The organism is Actinomadura kijaniata, from assembly GCF_014138665.1.
In the GTDB taxonomy this organism is placed as follows: Bacteria; Actinomycetota; Actinomycetes; order Streptosporangiales; family Streptosporangiaceae; genus Spirillospora; species Spirillospora kijaniata.
Genome location: NZ_JACJIA010000004.1, coordinates 619,155 through 641,216, shown reverse-complemented (window position 1 = coordinate 641,216; position 22,062 = coordinate 619,155). Strand labels below are relative to the sequence as shown.

19 protein-coding genes are annotated in these 22,062 nt (G+C 73.9%); 15 read left to right on the top strand and 4 right to left on the bottom strand.

What is annotated here, in order from left to right:
- The 3 genes from HNR61_RS18975 to HNR61_RS18965 all read left to right on the top strand — a co-directional run bounded on the left by HNR61_RS18975 (nt 1) and on the right by HNR61_RS18965 (nt 4,175).
- Nucleotides 1-1,566, top strand: a complete 1,566-nt coding sequence (locus HNR61_RS18975) for an MFS transporter (protein WP_182844457.1) — start codon at nt 1-3, stop codon at nt 1,564-1,566.
- Nucleotides 1,567-1,784: 218 nt separating this feature from the next.
- A complete protein-coding gene (locus HNR61_RS18970) occupies nt 1,785-3,563 on the top strand; it encodes a SpoIIE family protein phosphatase (protein WP_182844456.1) in 1,779 nt (592 codons plus the stop codon).
- 159 nt (nt 3,564-3,722) lie between these two features.
- On the top strand, nt 3,723-4,175 hold the full coding sequence (locus HNR61_RS18965; protein WP_182844455.1) for a hypothetical protein: 453 nt from the start codon (nt 3,723-3,725) through the stop codon (nt 4,173-4,175).
- Nucleotides 4,176-4,218: 43 nt separating this feature from the next.
- On the opposite strand, the gene HNR61_RS49240 is transcribed toward HNR61_RS18965, so the two are convergent.
- Entirely contained in the window at nt 4,219-7,797 is a 3,579-nt protein-coding gene (locus HNR61_RS49240; RefSeq protein WP_182844454.1) for a serine/threonine-protein kinase, read from the bottom strand.
- 133 nt (nt 7,798-7,930) lie between these two features.
- Here HNR61_RS49240 and HNR61_RS18955 point away from each other — a divergent pair, with 133 nt between their 5' ends.
- On the top strand, nt 7,931-8,662 hold the full coding sequence (locus HNR61_RS18955) for a DUF6882 domain-containing protein (RefSeq protein WP_182844453.1): 732 nt from the start codon (nt 7,931-7,933) through the stop codon (nt 8,660-8,662).
- 144 nt (nt 8,663-8,806) lie between these two features.
- Here the strand turns inward: HNR61_RS18955 and HNR61_RS18950 are convergent, their stop codons facing one another.
- The gene (locus HNR61_RS18950) at nt 8,807-10,669 is read right to left on the bottom strand and encodes a serine/threonine-protein kinase (protein ID WP_182844452.1); all 1,863 of its coding nucleotides are present in this window, start codon (nt 10,667-10,669) and stop codon (nt 8,807-8,809) included.
- Between the two features lie 287 nt (nt 10,670-10,956).
- Between HNR61_RS18950 and HNR61_RS18945 the strand changes: the two genes are divergently transcribed.
- From HNR61_RS18945 to HNR61_RS18930, 4 genes are all read left to right on the top strand, one after another.
- Nucleotides 10,957-11,541: a TetR/AcrR family transcriptional regulator gene (locus HNR61_RS18945; protein ID WP_182844451.1), complete on the top strand. Its 585-nt coding sequence runs from the start codon at nt 10,957-10,959 to the stop codon at nt 11,539-11,541.
- Between the two features lie 36 nt (nt 11,542-11,577).
- Nucleotides 11,578-12,120, top strand: a complete 543-nt coding sequence (locus HNR61_RS18940) for a hypothetical protein (RefSeq protein ID WP_182844450.1) — start codon at nt 11,578-11,580, stop codon at nt 12,118-12,120.
- Complete coding sequence (locus HNR61_RS18935) at nt 12,117-12,674, top strand: OmpA family protein (RefSeq protein ID WP_182844449.1); 558 nt, start codon at nt 12,117-12,119, stop codon at nt 12,672-12,674. Before HNR61_RS18940 ends, HNR61_RS18935 begins: the two co-directional genes overlap by 4 nt.
- A gap of 641 nt (nt 12,675-13,315) precedes the next feature.
- Entirely contained in the window at nt 13,316-14,086 is a 771-nt protein-coding gene (locus tag HNR61_RS18930; RefSeq protein ID WP_220509475.1) for a hypothetical protein, read from the top strand.
- Between the two features lie 306 nt (nt 14,087-14,392).
- Here the strand turns inward: HNR61_RS18930 and HNR61_RS18925 are convergent, their stop codons facing one another.
- Nucleotides 14,393-14,881, bottom strand: coding sequence for a MarR family winged helix-turn-helix transcriptional regulator (locus HNR61_RS18925; RefSeq protein WP_182844448.1), 489 nt, complete (start codon nt 14,879-14,881; stop codon nt 14,393-14,395).
- Between the two features lie 85 nt (nt 14,882-14,966).
- Here HNR61_RS18925 and HNR61_RS18920 point away from each other — a divergent pair, with 85 nt between their 5' ends.
- On the top strand, nt 14,967-15,353 hold the full coding sequence (locus HNR61_RS18920; protein WP_220509474.1) for a hypothetical protein: 387 nt from the start codon (nt 14,967-14,969) through the stop codon (nt 15,351-15,353).
- A gap of 560 nt (nt 15,354-15,913) precedes the next feature.
- Here HNR61_RS18920 and HNR61_RS18915 read toward each other — a convergent pair.
- On the bottom strand, nt 15,914-16,288 hold the full coding sequence (locus HNR61_RS18915; protein WP_182844447.1) for an ArsR/SmtB family transcription factor: 375 nt from the start codon (nt 16,286-16,288) through the stop codon (nt 15,914-15,916).
- 102 nt (nt 16,289-16,390) lie between these two features.
- Here HNR61_RS18915 and HNR61_RS18910 point away from each other — a divergent pair, with 102 nt between their 5' ends.
- From HNR61_RS18910 to HNR61_RS18885, 6 genes are all read left to right on the top strand, one after another.
- Nucleotides 16,391-18,367, top strand: a complete 1,977-nt coding sequence (locus tag HNR61_RS18910; RefSeq protein WP_182844446.1) for a heavy metal translocating P-type ATPase — start codon at nt 16,391-16,393, stop codon at nt 18,365-18,367.
- Nucleotides 18,368-18,520: 153 nt separating this feature from the next.
- On the top strand, nt 18,521-19,426 hold the full coding sequence (locus HNR61_RS18905; RefSeq protein ID WP_182844445.1) for a helix-turn-helix domain-containing protein: 906 nt from the start codon (nt 18,521-18,523) through the stop codon (nt 19,424-19,426).
- 94 nt (nt 19,427-19,520) lie between these two features.
- On the top strand, nt 19,521-19,970 hold the full coding sequence (locus tag HNR61_RS18900; RefSeq protein ID WP_220509473.1) for a nuclear transport factor 2 family protein: 450 nt from the start codon (nt 19,521-19,523) through the stop codon (nt 19,968-19,970).
- Nucleotides 19,970-20,458 carry a nuclear transport factor 2 family protein gene (locus HNR61_RS18895; protein WP_182844443.1) on the top strand — a complete coding sequence of 163 codons (489 nt, stop codon included), beginning with the start codon at nt 19,970-19,972 and terminating at the stop codon, nt 20,456-20,458. Before HNR61_RS18900 ends, HNR61_RS18895 begins: the two co-directional genes overlap by 1 nt.
- Nucleotides 20,459-20,484: 26 nt before the next feature.
- Nucleotides 20,485-21,369, top strand: a complete 885-nt coding sequence (locus HNR61_RS18890) for an alpha/beta hydrolase (RefSeq protein WP_182844442.1) — start codon at nt 20,485-20,487, stop codon at nt 21,367-21,369.
- On the top strand, nt 21,366-22,025 hold the full coding sequence (locus HNR61_RS18885) for a DUF1579 family protein (protein ID WP_182844441.1): 660 nt from the start codon (nt 21,366-21,368) through the stop codon (nt 22,023-22,025). The genes HNR61_RS18890 and HNR61_RS18885 overlap by 4 nt, the downstream gene beginning before the upstream one ends.
- Nucleotides 22,026-22,062: the final 37 nt, after the last annotated feature.

Below are 22,062 nucleotides of genomic sequence, written 5' to 3'. Positions count from 1 at the left end.
ATGAGCACATCGACCGCACGCAGGGCCGGGCCCCGGGAGTGGGGCGGGCTCGCCGTCCTGTCACTGCCCACCGTCCTGCTCGGCCTCGACGTCACCGTGCTGTACCTCGCCCTCCCCTCGCTGGCGGAGGACCTGCGCCCGAGCGGCACCGAAACCCTGTGGATCATGGATGCCTACGGCTTCCTGATCGCCGGTTTCCTGATCACCATGGGCACGCTGGGCGACCGGATCGGCCGTCGCAGGCTGCTGATGATCGGGGCGGCCGCCTTTGGCGCCGTGTCGGTGGTGGCCGCCTTTTCCGACAGCCCCGGGCTGCTCATCACCGCGCGCGCGGCGCTGGGGATCGCCGGTGCCACGCTGATGCCCTCCACCCTGGCCCTGATCGGCAACATGTTCGCCGACGCGCGCCAGCGGTCGGTGGCGATCGGCGTGTGGGCGACGAGCTTCGCGCTCGGCATGGCCGTCGGGCCCCTGGTCGGCGGCGCGATGCTGGCCCGGTTCTGGTGGGGCTCGGCGTTCCTGCTCGCGGTTCCGGTCGCGGTCGTCCTGCTGGTGGCCGCGCCGGTGCTGATCCCCGAGTACCGCGCGCCGCGGAGCGGCCGGTTCGACCTGCTCAGCGTCGTGCTGTCGCTGCTCGCGATCCTGCCGGTGATCTACGCGGTGAAGCGGTTCGCCAAGGAGGGCCCCGACGCCCCGACGGTCGTCGCCGCGGTGGTCGGCGTGGTGGTCGCGGTGCTGTTCGTCCGGCGCCAGGGCGGCCTGGAGAGCCCGCTGCTGGACGTACGGCTGTTCGCCGACCGCACGTTCAGCGCCGCGCTGAGCATCCTGCTCGTCGGGCTGGTCGGCGTCGGCGGCGTGATGCTGCTGGTCACGCAGCAGCTCCAGCTCGTGGAGGAGCTGCCGCCGATCGAGGCGGGCGGGTGGATGGGGCCGCCCGCGCTGATGATGTTCGCGGCCGCGATCGGGGCGCCGCTGGTCGCGCGCCGCGTCCCCCCGGGGATCGTGGTGGCCGCCGCGCTGGCGCTGTCCGCGGTCGGGTACGCGCTGCTCACCCAGGTGAACGCCACCGGCGGCATCGCCCTGGTCGTGACCGGCTTCGGCCTGGTCTACCTCGGGCTCGGGGCGATCGCGGCGCTGGGCACGGACCTGGTGGTCGGGGCGGCGCCGCCGGAGAGGGCCGGCTCGGCCGCGGCGATGTCGGAGACCGTGCAGGAACTGGGGCTCGCCCTGGGCGTCGCGGTCCTGGGCAGCCTCGCCACCGCGGTCTACCGCGGCGGCGTCGACGACGAGATCCCCGCGGGGACGCCGGCCGGGGTGGCCGGACCGGCGGGCGACAGCCTCGCGGGCGCGTCCTCGGTGGCGGACCGGTTGCCTCCCGGCCTGCTCGACCAGGCCAAGGAGGCGGCCACCGCCGGCCTGAACGTCGCGACGCTGGTCGCCGCGATCGGCGTCCTGGCGCTCTCGTTCCTGTCCGCCGCGGCGCTGCGGCACATCGGCGCCATCGGCGGCGACGGGCCGGCGGAGAGCGAGACCGCCCCGGCACGGCACTCCGGATCGCGGGTCTGAACGAGAGGCGCTCGACCATAGCCGGTCCCGGCCGTCGGCTGGCCCTTGGTCCCCCATTGGTCGAGTCTTTTCCCGCATACCACACTCCGGTAGCCGGGCTCTGACCTAAAGTGATCAATCGGGGGGTGCGCGGCCGTCCCGTGTCGAGGGCGGCCGAGACCGCGGCGTGGACACCGTAGGGGGCGTTGTCGTTCCGCCGCCGGAGGCGAGGGGGCGCGGTGCCGCGAACGCGCGAGTACCTGGCGGCCTTGGAACGGGCGGGACTCCGGCTGGCGGGAGCGCGGGGGCTGGAGCGGACGCTGGAGACCGCCGTGGAGGCGGCGCGGACCTGCCTCGGCCCGGTCGGCGGGATGCTCGCGGTGCTGGACGTGACCGGGCAGTCGCTGTCGATCGCGGCGCTGTGCGGGATGTCCCCGCCGACCGGCCGGGCGGACGGGACGCTGCGGATGCGCACGCGGCTGCCGGTCACCGACGCCGTGCGCACCGGCCGGCCGGTGTGGGTCGCCGGCCCCGAGGACCTCGCGGCCCGCTATCCCGTGACCGGCCACGCCCCCGAGGCGCTCGCGTGCGGGGCCGTGCCGTTGCGGGCCCAGGGGCGCGTCTGGGGCGTGCTGTGCCTGGTCCGCCCGGCCGGAGCCGGGACCGCCGGGGCGTTCGGCGAGACCGAGCGGCGGTTCGTCCGGGTGCTGGCCGACCTGGTCGCCGCCGCGGCGGCCCCGGCGCCGGCGGCGCCACCGACCGCGGAGACCGGGTACGCCGAACGGGTCGGGGAACTGAGCGCGGCGCTGGCCGCCGCGGGGACGGTGGAGGAGTTCGCCGCGGCGGCGGCCAGGACGCTGCCGGTGTTCGGCGCGGGCGGCATCCTGGTGGTCGAGCGTGCCGGCGACCGGATGCGCGTCCTGGCCGCCGCCGGGCACAGCGACCGGACCCTCCGGCGGGTGCGCGAGTTCCCGGTCGCCGTGCCCGCGCCGCTGACCGACGCCCTGGCCCGGCGCACCCCGGTGTTCGTCGGCTCCCCCGCCCGGCTCCGCAGCCGCTACCCGCGCTTCCAGCCGGTCGTCAACCGCCCCCGGGCCCGCGCCTGGGTGGGGTTGCCGCTGCCCAGCAACCACGGCGCCCCCGCCGCCTGCCTGCTGGACTTCCCGCACCCGCGCCACATCGACGGCGCGCAGCAGGCCCAGCTGCTGATGGTGGCCGGGCTGCTGGCCCAGGCGCTGGACCGCTGCCGCATCCACGACGCCGAGCACCTCCTGGTCCAGCGGGTGCAGGAGCGCATGCTGCCGGGCGCGAGCCTGGGCTGCGGGCTGACCCCCGCCCACACCGCCGGGCTCGACATCGCCTACCGCTACCGCCCCGCCTCCTTCGGGTTGCAGGTCGGCGGCGACTTCTACGACGTCGTCCCGCTGCCCGACGGGCAGATCGCCCTGGTGATCGGCGACGTGCAGGGCCACGACGTGCACGCCGCCGCGCTGATGGGCCAGATCCGCATCGCGCTGCGCGCCTACGCCGTCGAGGGCCACCCGCCCGACCAGGTGCTGGCGCGGACCAACCGCCTGCTGGACCAGCTCAACACCCGCACCGACGACCCGCTGCTGGTCACCTGCCTGTACCTGGTCCTCCACCAGCGCAGCGGCGTCATCCGCGGCTGCCGCGCCGGGCACCCCTCCCCCGTCCTGCTGCCGCCCGGCAAGCCCGCCCAGCTGGTGGACCTGCCCGGCGGGCTGCCGCTGGGCGTCATGACCGAGGAGACCTATCCGGTCACCACCGTCGCCCTGCCCTCGGCCGCCACGGTGCTGCTGTACACCGACGGGCTGGTCGAGGACCTCGGCCGGAACGGCGGCGCCGACGACACCACCGCACTGCTGGCCCACCTGGACGGCTTCGCGCGCGGCGGCCCGCACACCGCCCAGCGGCTCATCGACAGCCTGCCCCGCCTCCAGGACGGGGTCCCGCTCACCGACGACATCGTCGTCCTGGCCGCCCGCCTCCTCTCCTGAACGGGGGTCCGGACGCCCTGCGGCCATAGGAGCCAGGCACCGGTCCCGGGTCCCGAGGATGGCCCCTGGGGGCCTGGTGACGGGGGGTGACGTCCACGACGATGCGTGACGGGCCCCCACCGGGCGGCCCCGTCACCAACGCCGCAAGGAGATGCCATCGTGATCCGTAAGACCCTCGCGACCACGCTCGTGGCCGGAGCCGCGCTCACCGGACTCGCCCCGGCCGCGCACGCCGCCGCGGCCCCCGTGCCGCCCAAGCCCAAGTCGTTCGAGGTCTGCGGCAAGGGCGAGCTGGGCAAGAACGGCAAGTGCGTCAAGCGCGCCAAGCAGAAGGTGACCGGGGCCGTGACGTTCGGCAGCAGCGCGCGGGTGTCCGGGGAGGCCACCAACAAGACCCGGAGCACCATGGACGTCGTGGTCACCTTCTACTGGAAGGCCACGGGGAACCGCAGCCTCAGGCGGACCATCCCCGTCAAGGCCGGCAAGACCGACTTCAGGATCGGTACGGCCATCCCCGCCCACCGGAAGATGATGCAGAAGGTGACCGTGCAGATCTGCAAGGGCCCGAAGACCAAGCGCGAGTGCGGCGTCCTGAAGACCGTCCGCCCGTAGCGCAAGGCCGTGCCCCGTCCCCGGCGGGACGGGGCACGGCGGTTCAGCGGTCGGTCGGGCAGGTGGGGCGGTGGTCGAGGACGGGCAGGTGCCGCTTCCACTCCTGCCTGGTCAGCCCGCCGCCGGTGGTCCGGCACAGCGCGGCGGTGGCCCGCGCGGGCGCGATGTCGTAGCTGATGACGGTGCCGTCGTCGGCCAGGCTCTCCAGCGTCCGGCCGCCCGCGGAGAACGCCAGCGCCCTGATCGGGTTCTGGTGGCCGGTCAGCGAGAGCGCGTAGGAGCGTCCCGGCCCGGCCTCCCAGAGCCGGACCTCGCCGCCACGGTCCCCGGTGGCCAGCAGCCCGCCGTCCGGCGAGAACGCGGCGGCCTGCACGTACCCCCGGTGCCCGCGCATGATCAGGTTCTTCGGCCGGAGGGTCGTGCCGTCCACGGGGACGACCTCCTTCTGGATCCCGCCGAGGCCGATGAGCGTGCGCCCGTCGGGGCTCAGCGCGGCCGGGGAGCGCAGCACGACGGCGTCGCCGGTGGCGCGGACCCGTCCGGACGGGTACTCCACCAGCCCGGTCTGCCCGTTGAACAGCAACGCCTTCCCGTCCGCCCGGAAGAGGAGCCTGCCGTAGCCGCCGTCGGCGACCGGGACCGACCGGATCTGCCGGAACGTCGTCATGTCCCAGAACTGGAGCTGGTACGCCGCGCCGTCGCGCACCACGATCGCCATGCCCCGGCCGTCCGGCGTGAACGCCATGCCCCGCGCCGCGCCGTTCGGCTGCGGCAGCGTCACCGTGCCGAGCTGGGCGAACCTGCGGGCGTCGGTGATCGTGATCGTGCGGGGGTTCTTGCGGATGGCCAGCCTCGCGCCGTCGCCGCTGATCGCCAGTCCCGTGCCGTCGCTGGAGTGCTCGTAGTCGGACGACAGCCTGAACCCGCCGGACAGCGGCTTGCCGTGCCGCAGGTCCCAGAACCGCACGGTGCCGTTGGAGCGGAAGGCCACCACCGACCCGTCGGCCGCCATCGACGTCTCGGAGAGCAGGCCGCCGGCGTCCCGCACGTTCCGCGCGCTCGTGTACGTGCCGACGTCGAGCGAGGAGAGCTGGCCGGTGCTGTGCTCCAGGCAGCGCAGGATCCGGTTGTCCACGAACCGGGGAAGCCCGCAGACGACGCCCGGCGCGTAGCGCAGCACCGGCGGCACGCCCCGCGGCAGGATGCCGCGCGCGACCCGCCACATCGTGCGGTTCTGCGCGACGAACCGGCCGTCCTGGGTGAACGCCAGCGTCGAGGTGGAGTCTCCCGAGGCCAGCACGGTGTACTGCTGGTCGGTCCTCAGGTCCCACAGCAGCAGCTCCGACTTGGAGCCGCCCTGCGGGGCGTGCGCGACCGCCAGCAGCGAGCCGTCCGGGCTCAGCCGCGTCTCGCCCACCCACCGCTTCCTGAGCCGGGCGTTCAGTTTCGGGACGGCGATGTCGGCGGCCGGTCCGGCGGCCGACGCGAGCCGCCGGACGCGGACCCTGTCCCCGAAGTTCATCGTGACGCCCGCGACCGTCCGGTCGTCGGCGGCGGCGGTGAGCAGCACGGTGTCGTTCTTCGGGTTCTTCCAGGGCAGCGGCACCTCCTTGAGGGTCCGCAGGTCCCAGGCGGTGGACCGGCCCTTCCGCCTGGCCAGCAGCAGGTTCCCGGACGGGTTGAGGTCGATGCCGTCGGGGATGGCGTTGGGGCCCTTCCCGAACGGGAGGGCGCCGCGCTGCCCGCCGGTGGCGGTGTCCCAGACGCGGACCGTCCCGTCGCTCATCCAGGTCACCAGGGTGCGCGCGTCGTTGGTGACGACCAGGTCGACGGCCTTCGGGCCGGGCACGGCGAACCGGCGCAGCTCCCTGCGCGAGTCGACCTCCCAGATCCGCGCCGTGCCCCCGGTGCCCGGGGCGGTGTCGAGGACGACCAGCAGGCGGCCGTCGGGCGACGGCTGGCGCAGCGCCTGCGCGCCCGCGTCCGGCGGGCCGAACACGTCGCTCTCCCACTGGTGGCGCAGCGCGACCAGCGTCTCGCGGGTCTCCGCGGTGTCGGCCAGGGACGCGGCGGCGACCGCGAGCCGCCGGGCCAGGCGCGGGTCGTGGCGGCGGGTCGCCATCGCGGTCGCCGCCATCCGCCGCGCCTCCGCCTCGTCGCGCTGCCGGGCCACCGTCTGGCCCCGCTGCACCACCAGCACGACCGCGCCGACCGCGACCACCAGCAGCACCGCCAGCACGCCGGACACGGCCGTCCGCGCGGTGGACCGGCGCCGCGCCGCGGTCCGGCCGGCGTCCAGGAACTCCTGCTCGGCCCGGCTGATCGCGAGGTGGCGGCGGCCGCTGACGGCCCAGCCCAGCGCCCGGTCCAGGCGGGTGCCCTGGAACAGGTCGCCGGCCTTGCGCCCGTGCGCGTCCCAGAGCCGGACGCCGTCCACCAGTTCCCGGTGCACGGCGAGGCCGGGGCGTTCGGCGTCGGCCCACTCGCGCAGCCGGGGCCAGGCGCGCAGCAGCGCGGGCGTGGTGATCATGAGTTGCCGCCCGTCCCAGGTGAGCAGCCCGGCCCGGGTGAACGCGCGCATCACCGCGTCGGTCGTCTCCTTCGGCGTGCGGCCGTCGTCGGACTCCTCGTACCGCGCGGGGCGCACCACCTCCTCGCCCTCCGCCACCATGCGCAGCAGCACCTGCGGCGCCGCCTGCTGCGCCGCCGGGGGGAGCCGCCGGAACACCTCCTCGGCGCGCTCGCCCAGCGTCGGCGCGGAGGCGGAGGCGTCCGGCGCGCGGACGGCCGCCGCCGCGCGCACGCCCTGCTCCAGCAGGTCCCCGCCGGGGCCGCCGAGCAGGTCCAGCAGCACCTCCGAGGAGCCGGGGCGCCGGCCGGGGTCCTTGGCGAGCGCCGCCGCCACGACCGGCCGCAGCCGGTCGGGCAGGACGGACAGGTCCGGCTCGGTGTCCAGCACGGCCCCCACCAGCACGGCCAGCATGTCCCCGCCGAACGGCGGGCGACCGCTCGCCGCGAACAGGACCGTCGCGCCCCAGGCCCACACGTCCACGGCGGGGCCGGCGCCCTGCCCCCGGAACACCTCCGGGGCCATGTAGCGGGGCGTGCCCTTGACCCCGGTCGTGCTCTGGGACATGTCATCGTGCCGGGCGACCCCGAAGTCGATGACGCGGGGGCCGTCCGGGCCGAGCAGCACGTTCGCGGGCTTGAGGTCCCGGTGCACCACGCCCGCGCGGTGGATGGTGGTCAGCGCGGTCGCGATGCCGACCGCCAGCCGGTACAGCTCGTCCGGCCCGTACGGGCCGCCGGTCTCGACCGCCTGTTGCAGCGTCGGGCCCGCGACGTACTCGCTGACGATGTACGGCGGGTCGTGCTCCAGGTCGACCGCGAGGACGCGGGCGGTGCAGAACTGCGACACGCGGCGCACCGCGTCGACCTCGCGGGCGAGCAGCACGCGGTGCGCGGCGGAGTAGTCGCCGTGCAGGGCCTTGACCGCGACGCGCGCGCCGTCGGGGCCGTACCCCTCGTAGACCACCCCCTGCCCGCCTGAGCCGATCTTTCCGGCCAGCCAGTAGTCACCGAGCCGGGTCGGCTCTCCGGGCGCCGGGGGGACGGGGGGCACCGTGCTCTCCTCGCTCTGGCAGACATGATCGTCCCTATAAGATGCCGCACCCCCTCCGTGTGTTCGGGTGGCGGGGGCGACGGTCGCCGCCGCGAACCGCGGCCGTCACCGCGGTCCACTACGATCGCCCGTCATGTCCGCAACGATCACATTGGCCGACGTCCTCGACGACGCGGCGATCCTCTCCCTGGAACACCAACTGCACCTGGGGGAGGTCATCGGCTCGCACAGCTGGAACGTCGACCTGCGGGAGCAGCGGTTCGTCTTCACGGGCGACCGCGACCTGACCTGCAGCCGCGTCCACCTGCTCGGCAGCGCCGCCCCCGGCCCGGGGTCGTGGCTGTGGGCCTGGGCGAACCCGACCGACTACCCCGAGCCCCTGACCGAGCTGTCGGCGCGGGTGCGGGACTTCGGGCGGCAGCACGGGATCCCCGAGCTCGCCTCGGCGGAGGTCCCGTTCGGCGCGGTGCCCGGCGGCCCCGCCGAACCGGCGTTCGAGCCGGCCCGCGTCGCCGCGCTGCTGCTGGACGCGGCCAAGGTCGTGTCGGGCTCCTGGACCTCCTACCACGCCGAGGTGGGCGGGGGCACGCGCGCCGCGTTCCTCATCGAGCACCCGGACTTCCGGCTGCCGCCGCCGGCCTTCCCGCGCGTGATGCGCGTCCTCCAGCAGTCGCTGGCCGAGCTGCCGCTCCACGACCACCGGCGGGCGCTGTACGGCTACGCCCGGGGACGGGGGCTCGGCGCCGCGTTCGACCCCGAGGGCACCAGGCTCGCGATCACCAGCCCGGACTTCTCGATCGACGTCGAGTTCGACCAGCACAACCGCATCGCCGGCATCAACGCCAAGACCACGTCCGGAAACTGACCCCCCCGACCAAGAAGACGCCCCGGACCCGAACAGGTCCGGGGCGTCTACCGGCGGGTGTCGAACGGGGCGTGAAGATCGGGTCGGCGGTCACGGTGCGGAAGCCGTAAGGTCTTCAGCCCGGTATGAGTTCCGCGCCCGCCGTCATCCGCGTTGCAGGGGCTCGGGCGCCTGCAGCCTCTTCTTCGGCATCCGCCAGACCAGGCCGTCGTCGGCCGGGGTCAGGTAGTGCATCGAGTTGAGAGTGCACGTCCCCTTGTCCTGCCGGACCAGGCGCGTGGTGAAGACCATGATGTCCTTCTCGGCCGACACCAGCATCCCCTTGGTCTCGCAGGCGACCTCCTCGTTGTACAGGCGGATCGTGACGTTCTCCTCGCCGACCGCCCCCGCGGCGAGGTCGAAGTCGCGGCGCACCGTCTTGCCGGGCTCTCCGGTCTCTCCCCACCAGCGCCCCAGGTAACGCTGCGGGATACCCGTTGCCCTGACGCGGGTGAGGGTGCCCTGGAGCCTCTTCGAAGCCCAGTGGACGGTGCCGTCGGCGTTGGCGGTCATCGTCTGGTCCATGCCGCCGCCGCAATATCCCGCGGGCAGGGAGCGGAGCAGGGAGGTCCTCAGCGAGATCGACGGACCGCTCGACAGGAGGGTCGCGGTGAACTCGCACAACTGGTCTTCGTCGGCCATCCGTATCCGCGCGACGTTCCGCCCCGCACGTCCCTGTGTGACGGTGACCCGCTGCAGCCACTCCGCGCTGCCGGAGTCGGTGCGGACCATGCCCTCCCAGGTACCCACCAGCTCGGCGGGCACGATGTCCTTGGTCGGATGAGTGGTGCTCTTGGCGGGGGGTGGGGTGTCTCCGCCGCTCAGCAACGGGTTCCCGTGGCTGTTGTGGCCGCTGCCGCCGCCACTCGTCGCCGCCAGCCCGATGGTGAGCGCCACCACGGCCGTCACTGCGGCCCCGACTCCGAGGTAGAGCGGCCCACCCGAACGCCACGCGGAGGGGGTGCGGACCGTGGGGCCGACCATGCCGGGCGGCGGGCCGTGCGGCGGCACGGTAGCCGCGTGCTGCCGCGCAGGAGGGGACGCGGGGCCCGTGCGCTCCTGCGCGGGGGTGGGAGGCTGCCCGGGGTCTTCCAGGTCCAGCAGGGCGGCGGCGTGGCGGCCCAGATCAGCGGCCACGGTGGCGGGCAGCCACGGCTCGTCGCCGGGTTCGCCGACGGCGTCGAGGATCTCCACGAGGTCCGGCCGGGCGGTCCGTTCCTTGGCCAGGCAGCGTTCGGCCAGGTCGCGCAGGTCGCCGGTGAGGCCGGTCAGGTCGGCCGGCTCGGAGGCGACGCGGAACAGCAGCGCGTGCGGGCCGCCCTCCGGCGTGCCGAACGGCTGCCGCCCGGTCGCCGCGAAAGCCAGCACCGCACCCAGGCAGAACACGTCGCTGGCCGGGGTGAGCGGTTGCCCGCGCACCTGCTCGGGCGACATGAACCCGGGCGAGCCGATCAGCGCGCCGGTGCGCGTGGCCACTGAGGCGTCCACCGACCGGGCGATGCCGAAGTCGATGACGCGCGGCCCGCCGATGGTGACCAGCACGTTGGACGGCTTGAGATCGCGGTGGATCAACCCGGCCCCGTGCACCGCCCGCAGCGCCCAGGCCAGCCCGGCGGCCAGCGTGAGCACCGACGCGGCGGGCAGCGGTCCGTGCCGCTCGACAACCTGCTGGAGGTCCAGGCCGGGCACGTAGCCGGTGGCGACCCAGGGCGCGGGCGACTCGGTGTCGGCGTCCAGTACCGGAGCGGTCCACCTGCCACCGACACGCCGCGCAGCGGCTACCTCATGGCGGAAACGACGGCGAAAATCGGGATCGCGGGCCAACTCCGGATGCACGACCTTGACCGCGACCATCCGGCCACGCGGCGAGCGCCCCAGATAGACGCGGCCCATACCGCCCGCACCAAGCCGTCCCAGTAGCCGGTACTCCCTGATGCGCTGCGGATCGTCAGGCCGCAGAGCGTCCATGCCGCCGGCTCCTGTCATCGTCGTAGGTCAACGCTTCCTCGATGGTCGATCGTGATCAGCATCTGGAGTCGCCCGGCGCCGCTTGGGCGCCGTGTCAGCGAGACTGTTTGACACTTTGTCGAGAATAACAGACGATGTGTTGAAAGCGGTGACCGCGGGGTTCACCGACGTCGGCCCGGAAGCGGGGCCGCGTGGCCGTTTCTCGATTCAGAAGGTGTGACTTGGCATCCGAAGCAGCTCCGGACTCATCCGAGCCCGTGGCCGGGACGGGGCGCAGGCGACCGCGGATGAGCCGTGGCGACCGGCAGGAGATCGCCCTGCTCGACAGCGTCGAACGGTTGATGAGGGTCAAGCCCCTGGCCGAGATCGACCTCGCGCAGATCGCCGCGGGCGCCGGACTGTCGCGCGCCGCCGTGTACTTCTACTTCGACAACAAGGACGCGGTGGTCAGAGCCGCGCTCGACCGCACGATCGAGTCGGCGATGGGCATCCTCACCGTGCACGCCGACCGGGGACTCGAACAGATCCTCGAAGAGGTGATCTCCGGCTTCGCCGAGTGGTGGCGGCACAACAGCGGCCTGCTGTGCGCGATCATCGACCAGACCGGGCGCGACGCCGCACTGCGCGAGACCTGGCGCCGCTTCTTCGAAGGGGCCGCCGACGTCCAGGCCGCCGCGCTCGAACGGGACAGAGCCGCGGGCCTGGTGCCCGACCTGGGAGACGCCCGCACCATGTGCATCACGCTGACCTACATGTGCGAGCGCAACTGGTACATGCTCTTCTCCCGCGAACACAGCCGCGAGGAAGAGGAGGCGACGCGGGCCCTCCTCCTGCAACTGTGCCGGCGGGCGCTGGGCTACCCCGACCGCTGAGTCCCCGATCCGACGGCATCACCACAAGGAGCACGCATGCGCAGCGCGCGAAGAACCGCGGGTGTCGCCGTGGTCACCGCCATGAGCCTGACCGGCTGCCTCGGCACGGGCCGGGACGCCGAGGAGCCGGGGCGCGACCCCGGCGCCCGGCCGCCCGGCGGCACGGTCGGCACCGTCGACACCGACCGGGTGATCGCACGCCAGACCTTCGGCTCGCCCATCGCCGACGGCGCCACCCTGGAGATCGGCATCATCGAGCTGAGGGTCTCCGGCCGGCTCGCCCACCTGACCCTGGTACTCACCCCCCGCAACGCGGGATCGGACCAGGTCAGCGTCTCTCAGCTCAATGGCAGGAGCGCCCCCGACGTCGCTCTCCTGGACACCGTCAATCTCAAGCGCCACAGAGTCGTCAGGGCGGGCGAGCGGCAGTTGCAGCCGCACCACATCTTCGACAAGGTGAGGAACGGCCAACCCAACGTGCAGACCTACACCTTCGCCGCGCCGCCCGAATCCGTGCGCGCCGTGGACGTCTCGTTCGGGCAGTGGGCCCCGTTCCGCAACGTTCCGGTGACCCGGTGAGCCGTCGCGCCCGAGGCCTCGCGACGGCGGTCCTCCTGGGCACCGTGGTCGCGCCCGCGTCGGTCACCGCCGCCCCGGAGCCGACCGACGGGGAGATCGCCGAGTCCGTTCAGGCCCTGGACCACGCGGGGGCGATCCAGGGCATCGACCTCGTCGCCTCGATCGTCCCGCTCCGGCGGGAACGCACCGACGGCTCGACCACCACCCTCCGCATCAACGCCGACGTACTCTTCGAGTTCGGCGAGCACGACCTCACCCCGGCCGCCCGTACCGCGATCACCGCGGTCGCCGGACGCCTGCGCGGCGCCACCGGCACCGTACGCGTCATCGGCCACACCGACTCGCTGGGGACGGAGACGGAGAACATGCGACTGTCCCGGGGCCGCGCCGAATCCGTCCGCGCCGAACTCACCCGCGCCGCCGGAGCGCTCCGGATCGAGGCGATCGGCCGGGGCGAAGCCGAGCCGGTCCAGCCCAACACCAGGAACGGCGAGGACAATCCCGAGGGCCGCGCCGAGAACCGGCGCGTGGAGATCATCTTCCAAGGCCGATAAACGGACGTCCGCCGTGGCGAGCACATCGCTTTTCCCTTCCGAGCCGGGGTGACCTGCGAACGGTTATGGACGAACTCCTGGAGGGCGGGCCGATCCGTACGGCCGAGAACAAGGTTGGAACGAGTCTGGAGCGCTTTATCCCGGCCACTCCGGCAGCGGGGTGACCGCCTCGGAATCGACCATCGCCGCCGTCATGTGCCGCGATCTGCTCGCGGCCCCCGGAACCATCACCTCCGCAATGACGATCGGCCGTTCGAGCTCCCCCGCCTCGACACGGGGCTGACCACTTGGGGTTGGGGCATCCTCGTCCTGGACTTCCCCCTGCCGATCAGAGTTGTCACCGTACCGCTGGGACTGGACGCGGGCCACGGCGACCTCAACGATCCCGACTTCTGATCCCGCATCCAGGGACACCGAACCGGGAAAGCGTTCCTTGATACGCAGCCGTCTGGCCGTGTCCAGTACGAAGTCATACCGAGGACACTTCCGCGCTGCGCGCGGCACCGGTCTCGACTCCGCTTATCGCCGACGGGGCGCTGATCGTGGGATGAAGAAGCGCAGTGAATTGACTCTCTTTATGCCGCCTTTCGGCACGAATTGATCAACTTGGGTTGCCGATACACGCCGACTCGGAGGAATACATGCGATTCAAGCGCGCCGGTTTCGTTCTTACCGCCACCGCCACCACCCTCGTCTTCGCCGGAACCGCTTCCACGGCGTCGGCGAGCCCGTTCCCCGACCCCGCGCCCGGCGGCCCACTGCGGCCCCACGAGCCTGACGTCACCGGCCCCCGCAACCTGGACACGATCACCGTGCAGACCACCCGGAACGCGGGACGCAGCATCACCATCGCCTTCGACCGCCGCAGCCGGACCTCCCAGAACACCGTGCCCGCCGCCGCGCGCCGGTTCGTCTTCCTGTTCGACCGCTCGATCAGCTTCAATCCCGAGGCGTTCCCGACCTGTGCGAGGACGATCATCGACGACGAGGGCGTGCGGGCATGCCCGCCGGGCTCCCAGGTCGGCTCCGGCCGGTTGACCGCGTTCGACGGAGCACAGCAGGACGTCCTGCTGTTCAACAGCCAGGTCGATGGAATGCGCGGCGCCCTGGTCGTGATCCCGGAAGCCGGCATGGTCCTGGAACAGACCTTCGAACAGGTCTCCGCGCCGTACCGCCGGGCCCATCGCTGGGCACTGGACGAGATCGTGCCGCCCACGCCCGTCCCGCCAGGGCAGCGCGCGGGAACAGCCCGCTTCGAGCTCTCCTTCGGCGCCACACGCATGGTCGACGGGCGCCCGGTCGGCTTCGCCGAGACCACGGCACGTCCCGGTGCACGTCTCCGCTTCGGCCTCTGGAGCGAATTCGTCACGGGCCAGATCGCGCTCCCCACCGATACCGCGAAACTGCGCTGACACCGACACGGCCCACCTGCAGCCGGGTCGGACGAGCCATGATGGCGCGCTCCCATCGGTCTCGTGCGGCCCGGCCATCGCCTCCCCGGCCGGCCGTTCTGAAGACGGAGCAAGGGAATCCGGCTACGTCCTTACCGGTTACCGGGTCGCCACGCGCCCCGATCGGCGAGGCCGGGCAGGACGCCGGGTTCCCCGCTACCGCCCTGGTGTCCCCGAGCGGTCGCATGGCCGACTCGGTACCGGCGGACCCCGACAGCCGGGATGACTGGTTCGGCACAGTCCACGAGGCCGAGGCGGCGGGGTTCCTCATCGTCCAGGGGCTGCCGCGCCGCCAGGCCGATCTCCGGTGTCCCCCTCCGGGGAGGCGGAGTTGCGGAGCGCGTGGGTCCGGTTCACTTCGGCGAGCCGGTGGATAACCGAGGCCACGGCGTGCAGCTCCTGCGGGCTCACCGATTCCAGGACGGCGACCGCGTCGTCGTGGACCGGGTCCCAGATCACGGCGCGGAGGTCGGCGTGCCGCTCGGACACGCCGATGATCTGGGCGCGGCGGTCCTCGGCGCTCTGCCTGCGGGTCGCGTACCCGGCCGCGACCAGGCGATCGACGACCTTGGTGACGGCGGCGGGGCTGAGATGACTCAGGACGGCGAGCCGCTGGGCGCGCATCTCGCCCTCCCGTTGGAGGAGTTCCAGGCAGCGCAGGTCGTTGCGGTTGAGCCCGTAGCGTTCGGCGACCGCGTCGAACAGGGCCTCGGTCTCCGTGTGCAGCTCACGGATCGCGCGTAGGACACCGTTCACGACTGCTCGCTCCTGCGGGGAGGCGTCCATCTTTCTCCAATGGTTCTCGGCGTGTATATTTCACATCGTGAAGCAATATAGCGGAGTGAGCAGATGGACGGCCGCCGCCACGGCGCTGTACGTGCTGTGGGGCGTGCTGCATCTGGGCTTGGGCGTCACGATGATGGCCGACGGGCTCTCGGCAGAGTCCCCGCGGGGCGAGGCACAGGCCGAGGCCCTGATGTTCTTCCTGTGCGCCACCCTCCTCGGCGCGCAGGCCATCGCGGTCGCGCTCACGATGAACCGGCTGAACAGCCGCCGCGGTCACTGGCTCAATCTCCTCACCCTCGGAACCGTGGACGCGGCGTTCCTCATGGTGATGGTCCTGCCTGGACACGTGGACGTCATCGGCGGCCTGTCCGGCCCGGCGATCTGGCTTCTGGCCGCGACCGCCTCCACCCTCGCCCTGCGCCGAGCCCCCGCCACCGCCTGACCGGTCCATCGCACCGAGAGCCCGGATGGCGGGGAACGACACGCAGGTGATGCCCGGCATCCGACCCGCCCCGGTCACCTGTGCCGGCGGCCCGTCCCCGGCCTCCGGAGCCTCGTCGCCGCAGCAGGAATCCGCCAGGCGCCCGGACACCACGACCCGGACGACGTCCTTGCAGGAAGTGACCTTGTGGTTGTCGCGTCCACCGGCCGGGCAGGCCGCCCCCTTCTGACCCGTGGCCGTCCCGTCCGTTGCCGCAGCGGCAATGGCTCCGGCAACTCCCACTCGGCATCGGTCGACCCGCGGGCGACGATTCACATCGTCGAACAGCGTCCGTCAGCGGAACGATCGCACCTACTTCGACGACAGGACCCCGGGCCTGTCGCGGACGGACCTGTCACGAAAGGGCCCCGGCCACCGCGCGTGGCGCGCGCCCCAGCCGGTGAGGCGGGAGCGCCCTTCCGGGGCGCGGTCAGATCGCGAAGCGATGTCGCGCTCGCCGAGACCCGGCGAGAAGCGAGCCTCCAGGCGGGTGCCGTGGGCCAGGGCTTTCGAAACACCGTCTAGTCGCGGTCGGGGGGGCGGGTGGGGTCGTTGATGCCGAGGTGCAGGTGTTCCACGTGGTAGATGGCCTGGTCGATGAGTTCGGCGACGTGGTCGTCGTAGAGCGAGTACAGCACCTGGCGGCCCCTGCGGGTGCCGACCACCAGGCCGAGGGTGCGCAGCAGGCGGAGCTGGTGGGAGCAGGCGGACTGCTCCATGCCGACCTCGGCGGCCAGTTCGGTGGCCGCCAGCGGTCCCTCGCGCAGCCGGGCGAGGATCAGCAGCCGCGAGGGGGTGGCCAGCGCCTGTAGCGCGGTGGCCACCTTGGCGGCGCTGGCCGCGTCCAGGCGGGTGCGCGGGGCGCTGCTCGGTGGTGGTGCGGCTCCATGACCCATGCGCGCATTGTACTTTGATGAACACATGAATCATTGTTCAACTGTTCCTGCTATTGTCCGGGCGGTCGACCCTGTCGCCGTCCGGAAAGGATCCGTTGCCCGATGTCCTCCGCCCTGACCCGCCCGACGGCGGCCCCCGCCGCCGCGGCCCGCGACGTGACGGCGCGGCACCGCACCCGGATCTTCGAGCTTGCCGAGGTCCGCTGGGCGGCCGCGGCGCTGGCGCTGTTCCTGCTCGCGCTGCCGCCGTACCTGCTGGACGCCCCCGCCTGGACGTGGGCCCCGCCGTTCGCGCTGGCCTACGCGGCCGGCGGCTGGGAGCCGGGCTGGTCGGGGCTGAAGGCCCTGCGCGACCGGACGCTGGACGTGGACCTGCTGATGGTGCTGGCCGCGCTGGGCGCCGCGGCGATCGGCCAGGTGCTGGACGGGGCGCTGCTGATCGTCATCTTCGCGGCCTCCGGTGCGCTGGAGGCCGTGGCCACCGCGCGGACCGCCGACTCGGTGCGCGGCCTGCTCGACCTGGCCCCCGCCACCGCGACCCGGCTGTCCGGCGACGGCGCCGAGGAGACCGTCCCCACCGAACGGCTGCGGGTCGGCGACACCGTCCTGGTCCGGCCCGGGGAGCGCGTCGGCGCCGACGGCCGGGTGCTGGACGGGGCGAGCGAGGTCGACCAGGCCACCATCACCGGCGAGCCGCTGCCGGTGGACAAGCGGGCCGGGGACGAGGTGTTCGCCGGGACCCTGAACGGCACCGGGGCGCTGCGGGTGCGGGTGGAGCGGGACCCGTCGGACACCGTCATCGCCCGGATCGTGGCCATGGTCGCCGAGGCGTCCGAGACCAAGGCCCCCACCCAGCTGTTCATCGAGAAGGTGGAGCAGCGTTACAGCGTCGGCATGGTCGCCGCCACCCTCGCGCTGTTCGCGGTCCCGCTGGCCCTCGGCGACGACCTGCGGTCCACGCTGCTGCGGGCCATGACCTTCATGATCGTCGCGTCGCCGTGCGCGGTGGTGCTGGCCACCATGCCGCCGCTGCTGTCGGCCATCGCCAACGCCGGGCGGCACGGCGTGCTGGTGAAGTCGGCCGTGGTCATGGAGCGGCTCGGGCGGATCGACGCGGTGGCGCTGGACAAGACCGGCACCCTGACCGAGGGCGCCCCGAAGGTCACCGACGTCCGTCCCCTGCCCGGGTCGGGGCTGACCGAGCGGGAGCTGCTGAGGCTGGCCGCGGCGGCCGAGCACCCCAGCGAGCACCCGCTGGCCCGCGCGGTCGTGGACGCCGCCCGCGACCGCGGCCTGCGCGTCCCGGCGGCGGACGGCTTCACCTCCGCCCCCGGCGTGGGCGTCCGCGCGACCGTCGAGGGCCGGGCCGTCGCGGTCGGCGCCCCGGCCGCCGGCCGGGCCGCCGGGCCGGTGGTCGCGGAGCTGGAGGAACGGGGACGCACCGCGGTCGTGGTCGAGGTCGACGGCGTCCCGGCGGGGGTGCTCGGCATCGCCGACCGCCTCCGGGCCGACGCCGCCGCCACCGTCGCCGCCCTCGGCGCGCTGACGGCCACCGCCCCGGTGCTGGTCACCGGGGACAACCCGCGCGCCGCCGCCCGGCTGGCCGCCCTGGCCGGCATCACCGACGTGCGCGCCGGGCTGCTGCCCGAGGACAAGGTCGCCGCCGTCCGGGAGCTGGAGGCCGCCGGACACCGGGTCCTGGTGGTCGGGGACGGCGTCAACGACGCCCCGGCGCTGGCCGCCGCCCACACCGGCGTCGCCATGGGCCGCGCGGGCTCGGACCTGGCGCTGGAGACCGCCGACGCCGTCGTCGTGCGCGACGAGCTCGCCGCCGTCCCCGCCGTCGTCGCCCTGTCCCGCCGGGCACGGCGCCTGGTCGTGCAGAACCTCGTCATCGCGGGCGTGTTCATCACCGGCCTGGTCGCGTGGGACCTGACCGGGACGCTGCCGCTGCCGCTGGGCGTCGCCGGGCACGAGGGCTCCACCGTCCTGGTCGGCCTCAACGGCCTGCGCCTGCTGACGGAGGGGGCCTGGCGGCGCGCCGCGGCTACCCCGGAGGGCCCGGCGGCGTCAATGTGACCTTCCGCGCGTGGAGTCCCGGCACCGGACGGAGGCATGCTGCCGACGACGATCACGCCGCGGAGCGCCGGGCCCGCGAGCCGCTGTCACGCGGATGGTCGTCCCGTCGTCATAAGGGAGGACGGACCCCGGGGACGACCGTCGGAGGTGAAGGTGAGTCTGACCGATCTGGGGCTGACGGCCGAGCAGGAGCGGGTGTACCGGCTCCTGCTGCGCGACCCGCGGGCGACGGTCCGGCCGGACGCGTGGCCCGTCGTCGCCGAGCTGCGGACGCTGGGCCTGGTGGACGAGGGTCTCGCCCCGGTCCCGCCGGCGGCCGCGGTGGACCTGCTGGTGCGGCGGCGCGTCGAGCGGGCGCAGCGGCAGCTCGGCGGCCTCGCCCTCGCCTGGACCGTGCTGACGGAGCTGGCCGAGGAGCAGCGCAGCGGCCGTCCCGTCCAGCTCGTCGAGCACCTGCCGGACGCCCCGGCCGTCGTCCGCCGCGTGCGGGCGCTGCTGGACGACGAGCCGGGCGAGCTCCTCCAGTTGAGGACGCGGGTCGTCGGCGAGGACGGGACCCTCGCCGACGAGGGGCTCCGGGCGCTGCTGGCGCGCGGGCTGCGCAGCCGCACCCTGTGCCCGGCGGGCGTCCTGGACGACGCCGACCAGGCGCGCCGCGGCCGGCGGCGGCACGCGCTCGGCGACCTGCACCGGGTCACCTTCGAGCCGGTGCGGCGGGTGGCGGTGGTCAACCGGGCGGTGGTGCTCGTCCAGGCCGACCCCTGCCGCCCGGCGGCGGGCGCGGTGCAGGTCCGCCAGCCGGGGATCGCCGCGCTGCTGGTGGAGGTCTTCGAGGGCATGTGGGAACGCGGCCGCGACCTGGACGACCTGCCGCTGTCGCCCGCCGAGCGGCGCGTGCTGCACGCCCTGGTCCACCAGGACACCGACGAGGCCGCGGCGCGGTCGGCGGCGATGTCGGTCCGCAAGTTCCGCGCCCACGTCGCCGACCTGCGGACCCGGCTCGGCGCCCGGACCCGCTTCCAGATCGCGCTGCTGGCCAGGGAACGCGGCTGGCTCTGAGGCGCGCCGGACCCGGGGCGTGCAGGAACATGCAGCGCCGTGTGCAGCCGATGGGACTGCCGGGCCGCCCCTCCCGCCCACGATGATCTCGATCATGGAACGTCTGGACGTCATCGAGACCTGCACGCGAATGGCCTGGCACGCCGACCAGCGGGAGTGGGAGGCGCTGAGGTCGGTGTTCACCGACCGGGTGCGGCTCGACTACACCAGCCTGAACGGCGGCGAGCCCGTCACCCTCCCCGCCGACGACCTGGTGGCCGCCTGGTCGCGGACGCTGGGCGCCTTCGACGCCACCCAGCACCTGGTCACCAACCACCTGGTGACCGTCGACGGGGACACCGCCGTGTGCACCGCCTCCTTCCAGGCCACGCACCGGCTCGCCACCCCGTTCGGCTCGCCGCTGTGGACGCTGGGCGGCACCTACCGGTTCGACCTGGTCCGCGACGGCGACGGCTGGCTGATCAACGGCGTGGTGATGACGGCCACCTGGGCCGACGGCAACCACGAGCTGCTGGCGCGGGCCTCGCGCGGCGGATCCGCCTGATGGCCGCGACGACGGCCGGGGCCGTGCGGCGCCGCGTCGGCGCCGCCGCCCTGGCCGCCGCGGCGTGGCCGATGCCGGCGGGATGCGCCGGGGACGACCCGGACCCCGCCCCGGCCGCCGCGCGGTCCGCGAGCCCGGCGGCCACCGGCTCGGCGGTCCCGCGAAGCGCGCTGCTGCCGCCGGTGGCGGCCTACGTCGACGCCGTCAACGGCAAGGACCTGGACGCGCTGACCAAGGCGTTCGCCCCTGACGGGCAGGTCGTCGACGTCGGCCGCCGCTTCGCCGGACGCGACGCCATCCGCGGCTGGGCCGACCGGGAGGTCATCGGCGGCGCGCTGACCGTGCGGGGCGTCGTCGAGCGCCGGGACGGCTACCAGAAGCTCCTGGTGACCTTCGCGCCCGGCGGCTCCGGCGGCTTCGCCGCCCACTACGCCTTCACCGTCTCCGGCTCCGCCATCACCAGGGCCGACCTCACCTACGCCAACTGACCCGTGACGACCGAAGAGAGAACCCGATGACGACCAAGCGCAAGGTGACCTTTCCCTCCGGTGACGTCACCCTCACCGGCAACCTGTTCCTGCCGGACGCGCCGTCCCCCTCCCCCGGCGTCGTGGTCGCCGGGACCTGGACCAGCGTCAAGGAGCTGATGGCCGACCGGTACGCCGAACGGCTGGCCGACCGCGGGCACGCGGCGCTGTCGTTCGACTTCACCGGTTACGGCGAGTCCGAGGGCGAGCCCCGCGACTACGAGTCGCCCGAGCTGAAGGTCCGCGACCTCCGGCACGCCCTGGACTTCCTGGCCGGGCGCCCGGAGGTGGACGCCGGCCGGCTGGGCGCGCTGGGGGTGTGCGCGGCGGCGATGTACATGAGCGCGGCGGCCGTCGCCGACGAACGCGTCCGCTCGCTGGCGCTGGTCGCGCCCTGGCTGCACGACGGCGCGATCTGCGCGGAGGTCTACGGCGGCGCCGAGGGCGTGGCCGCCCGGCGCAAGGAGGCCGCCGCCGCCCGCGCCCGGTTCGAGGAGACCGGGGAGGTCGAGTACGTGCCGGTGGTCAGCGGCACCGACCCGCGCGCCGCGATGCCGATGGAGATCGACTTCTATCTCAACCCCGACCGCGGCGGCATCCCGGCCTGGCCGAACCGGTTCGCGGTGATGGCCTGGGAGAACTGGCTGACCTTCGACTCCATCGCGCTGGCCCCGCGCGTCACCGTCCCGACGGTGCTGGTGCACAGCGAGGACGCCGCCATCCCCGAGGGCGCGCGCCGCTTCCACGAGGCGCTGGCGGGCCCGGGGGAGTTCGTGTGGACCACCGGCGACCAGTTCGACTTCTACGACCAGGAGCCCCAGGTGACCACCGCCGCGGACACCGCCGCCGCCCACTTCTCCGCCACGCTGTGACCCGCCGCTGGCCGGCGTCGCCGAGGAGGCTCACCCTCCCGGCGACCGCCACCCTCCTCGTCGCGCTGACCGGCGCGGCGGGCGTCGCCGCCGCCGCGCCCGACCGGCCCGCCCTGGCCGGGGCCACGGCGGCGGCCCCCGCCCCCGCCGGCGACCTCGACCCGGGCCCCTACCACCGCCTCCTCGACCCGCTGGTCGGCACGTGGAAGGCCGTCAAGACCAACTACGTCCTCGGTGGCGGCCGGCCGGTGGTCTCCCGCGACATCGTCGTCCGCACCCGGTGGATGAGGAGGACCGGCGGCCGGTTCCTGGAGGAGCGGACCGACGGCACCCTGGGCGGCGACCGCTACCACCGGACCGGGGTCCTCGGCTTCTCCACCATCGACCGCCGCTACGAGTGGACCACCTTCGACAGCGTCACCCCCACCGCGATGACCTACCGGGGCGCGCCCGTGACCGGCACGCCCTCGGTGCTGTCGATCCCCGGCGAGTTCACCGACCCGGGCATCCTCGGGCCCGGGTACCGCGGCCGGACCATCCCCATGCGCACCGTGATCACCCTGGGGAGGACCCCGACGTTCGACCTCTACTTCACCCCGCCCGGCCAGGCCGAGCGCCTGGTCGACCGCGTCGTCTACACCCGCAGGATCGGGTGACCGGACGCCGGTCACCCGCATGGGGGCCCGCCACCGG

Bases quoted from the DNA above. Each gene is read 5' to 3' on its own strand.
- HNR61_RS18890 (WP_182844442.1), top strand. From the start codon at position 20,485: ATGACGACCAAGCGCAAGGTGACCTTTCCCTCCGGTGACGTCACCCTC.
- HNR61_RS18930 (WP_220509475.1), top strand. From the start codon at position 13,316: ATGCGATTCAAGCGCGCCGGTTTCGTTCTTACCGCCACCGCCACCACC.
- HNR61_RS18955 (WP_182844453.1), top strand. From the start codon at position 7,931: ATGTCCGCAACGATCACATTGGCCGACGTCCTCGACGACGCGGCGATC.
- HNR61_RS18910 (WP_182844446.1), top strand. From the start codon at position 16,391: ATGTCCTCCGCCCTGACCCGCCCGACGGCGGCCCCCGCCGCCGCGGCC.
- HNR61_RS18975 (WP_182844457.1), top strand. From the start codon at position 1: ATGAGCACATCGACCGCACGCAGGGCCGGGCCCCGGGAGTGGGGCGGG.
- HNR61_RS18950 (WP_182844452.1), bottom strand. From the start codon at position 10,669: ATGGACGCTCTGCGGCCTGACGATCCGCAGCGCATCAGGGAGTACCGG.
- HNR61_RS18895 (WP_182844443.1), top strand. From the start codon at position 19,970: ATGGCCGCGACGACGGCCGGGGCCGTGCGGCGCCGCGTCGGCGCCGCC.
- HNR61_RS18900 (WP_220509473.1), top strand. From the start codon at position 19,521: ATGGAACGTCTGGACGTCATCGAGACCTGCACGCGAATGGCCTGGCAC.
- HNR61_RS18915 (WP_182844447.1), bottom strand. From the start codon at position 16,288: ATGGGTCATGGAGCCGCACCACCACCGAGCAGCGCCCCGCGCACCCGC.
- HNR61_RS18945 (WP_182844451.1), top strand. From the start codon at position 10,957: ATGAGCCGTGGCGACCGGCAGGAGATCGCCCTGCTCGACAGCGTCGAA.
- HNR61_RS18940 (WP_182844450.1), top strand. From the start codon at position 11,578: ATGCGCAGCGCGCGAAGAACCGCGGGTGTCGCCGTGGTCACCGCCATG.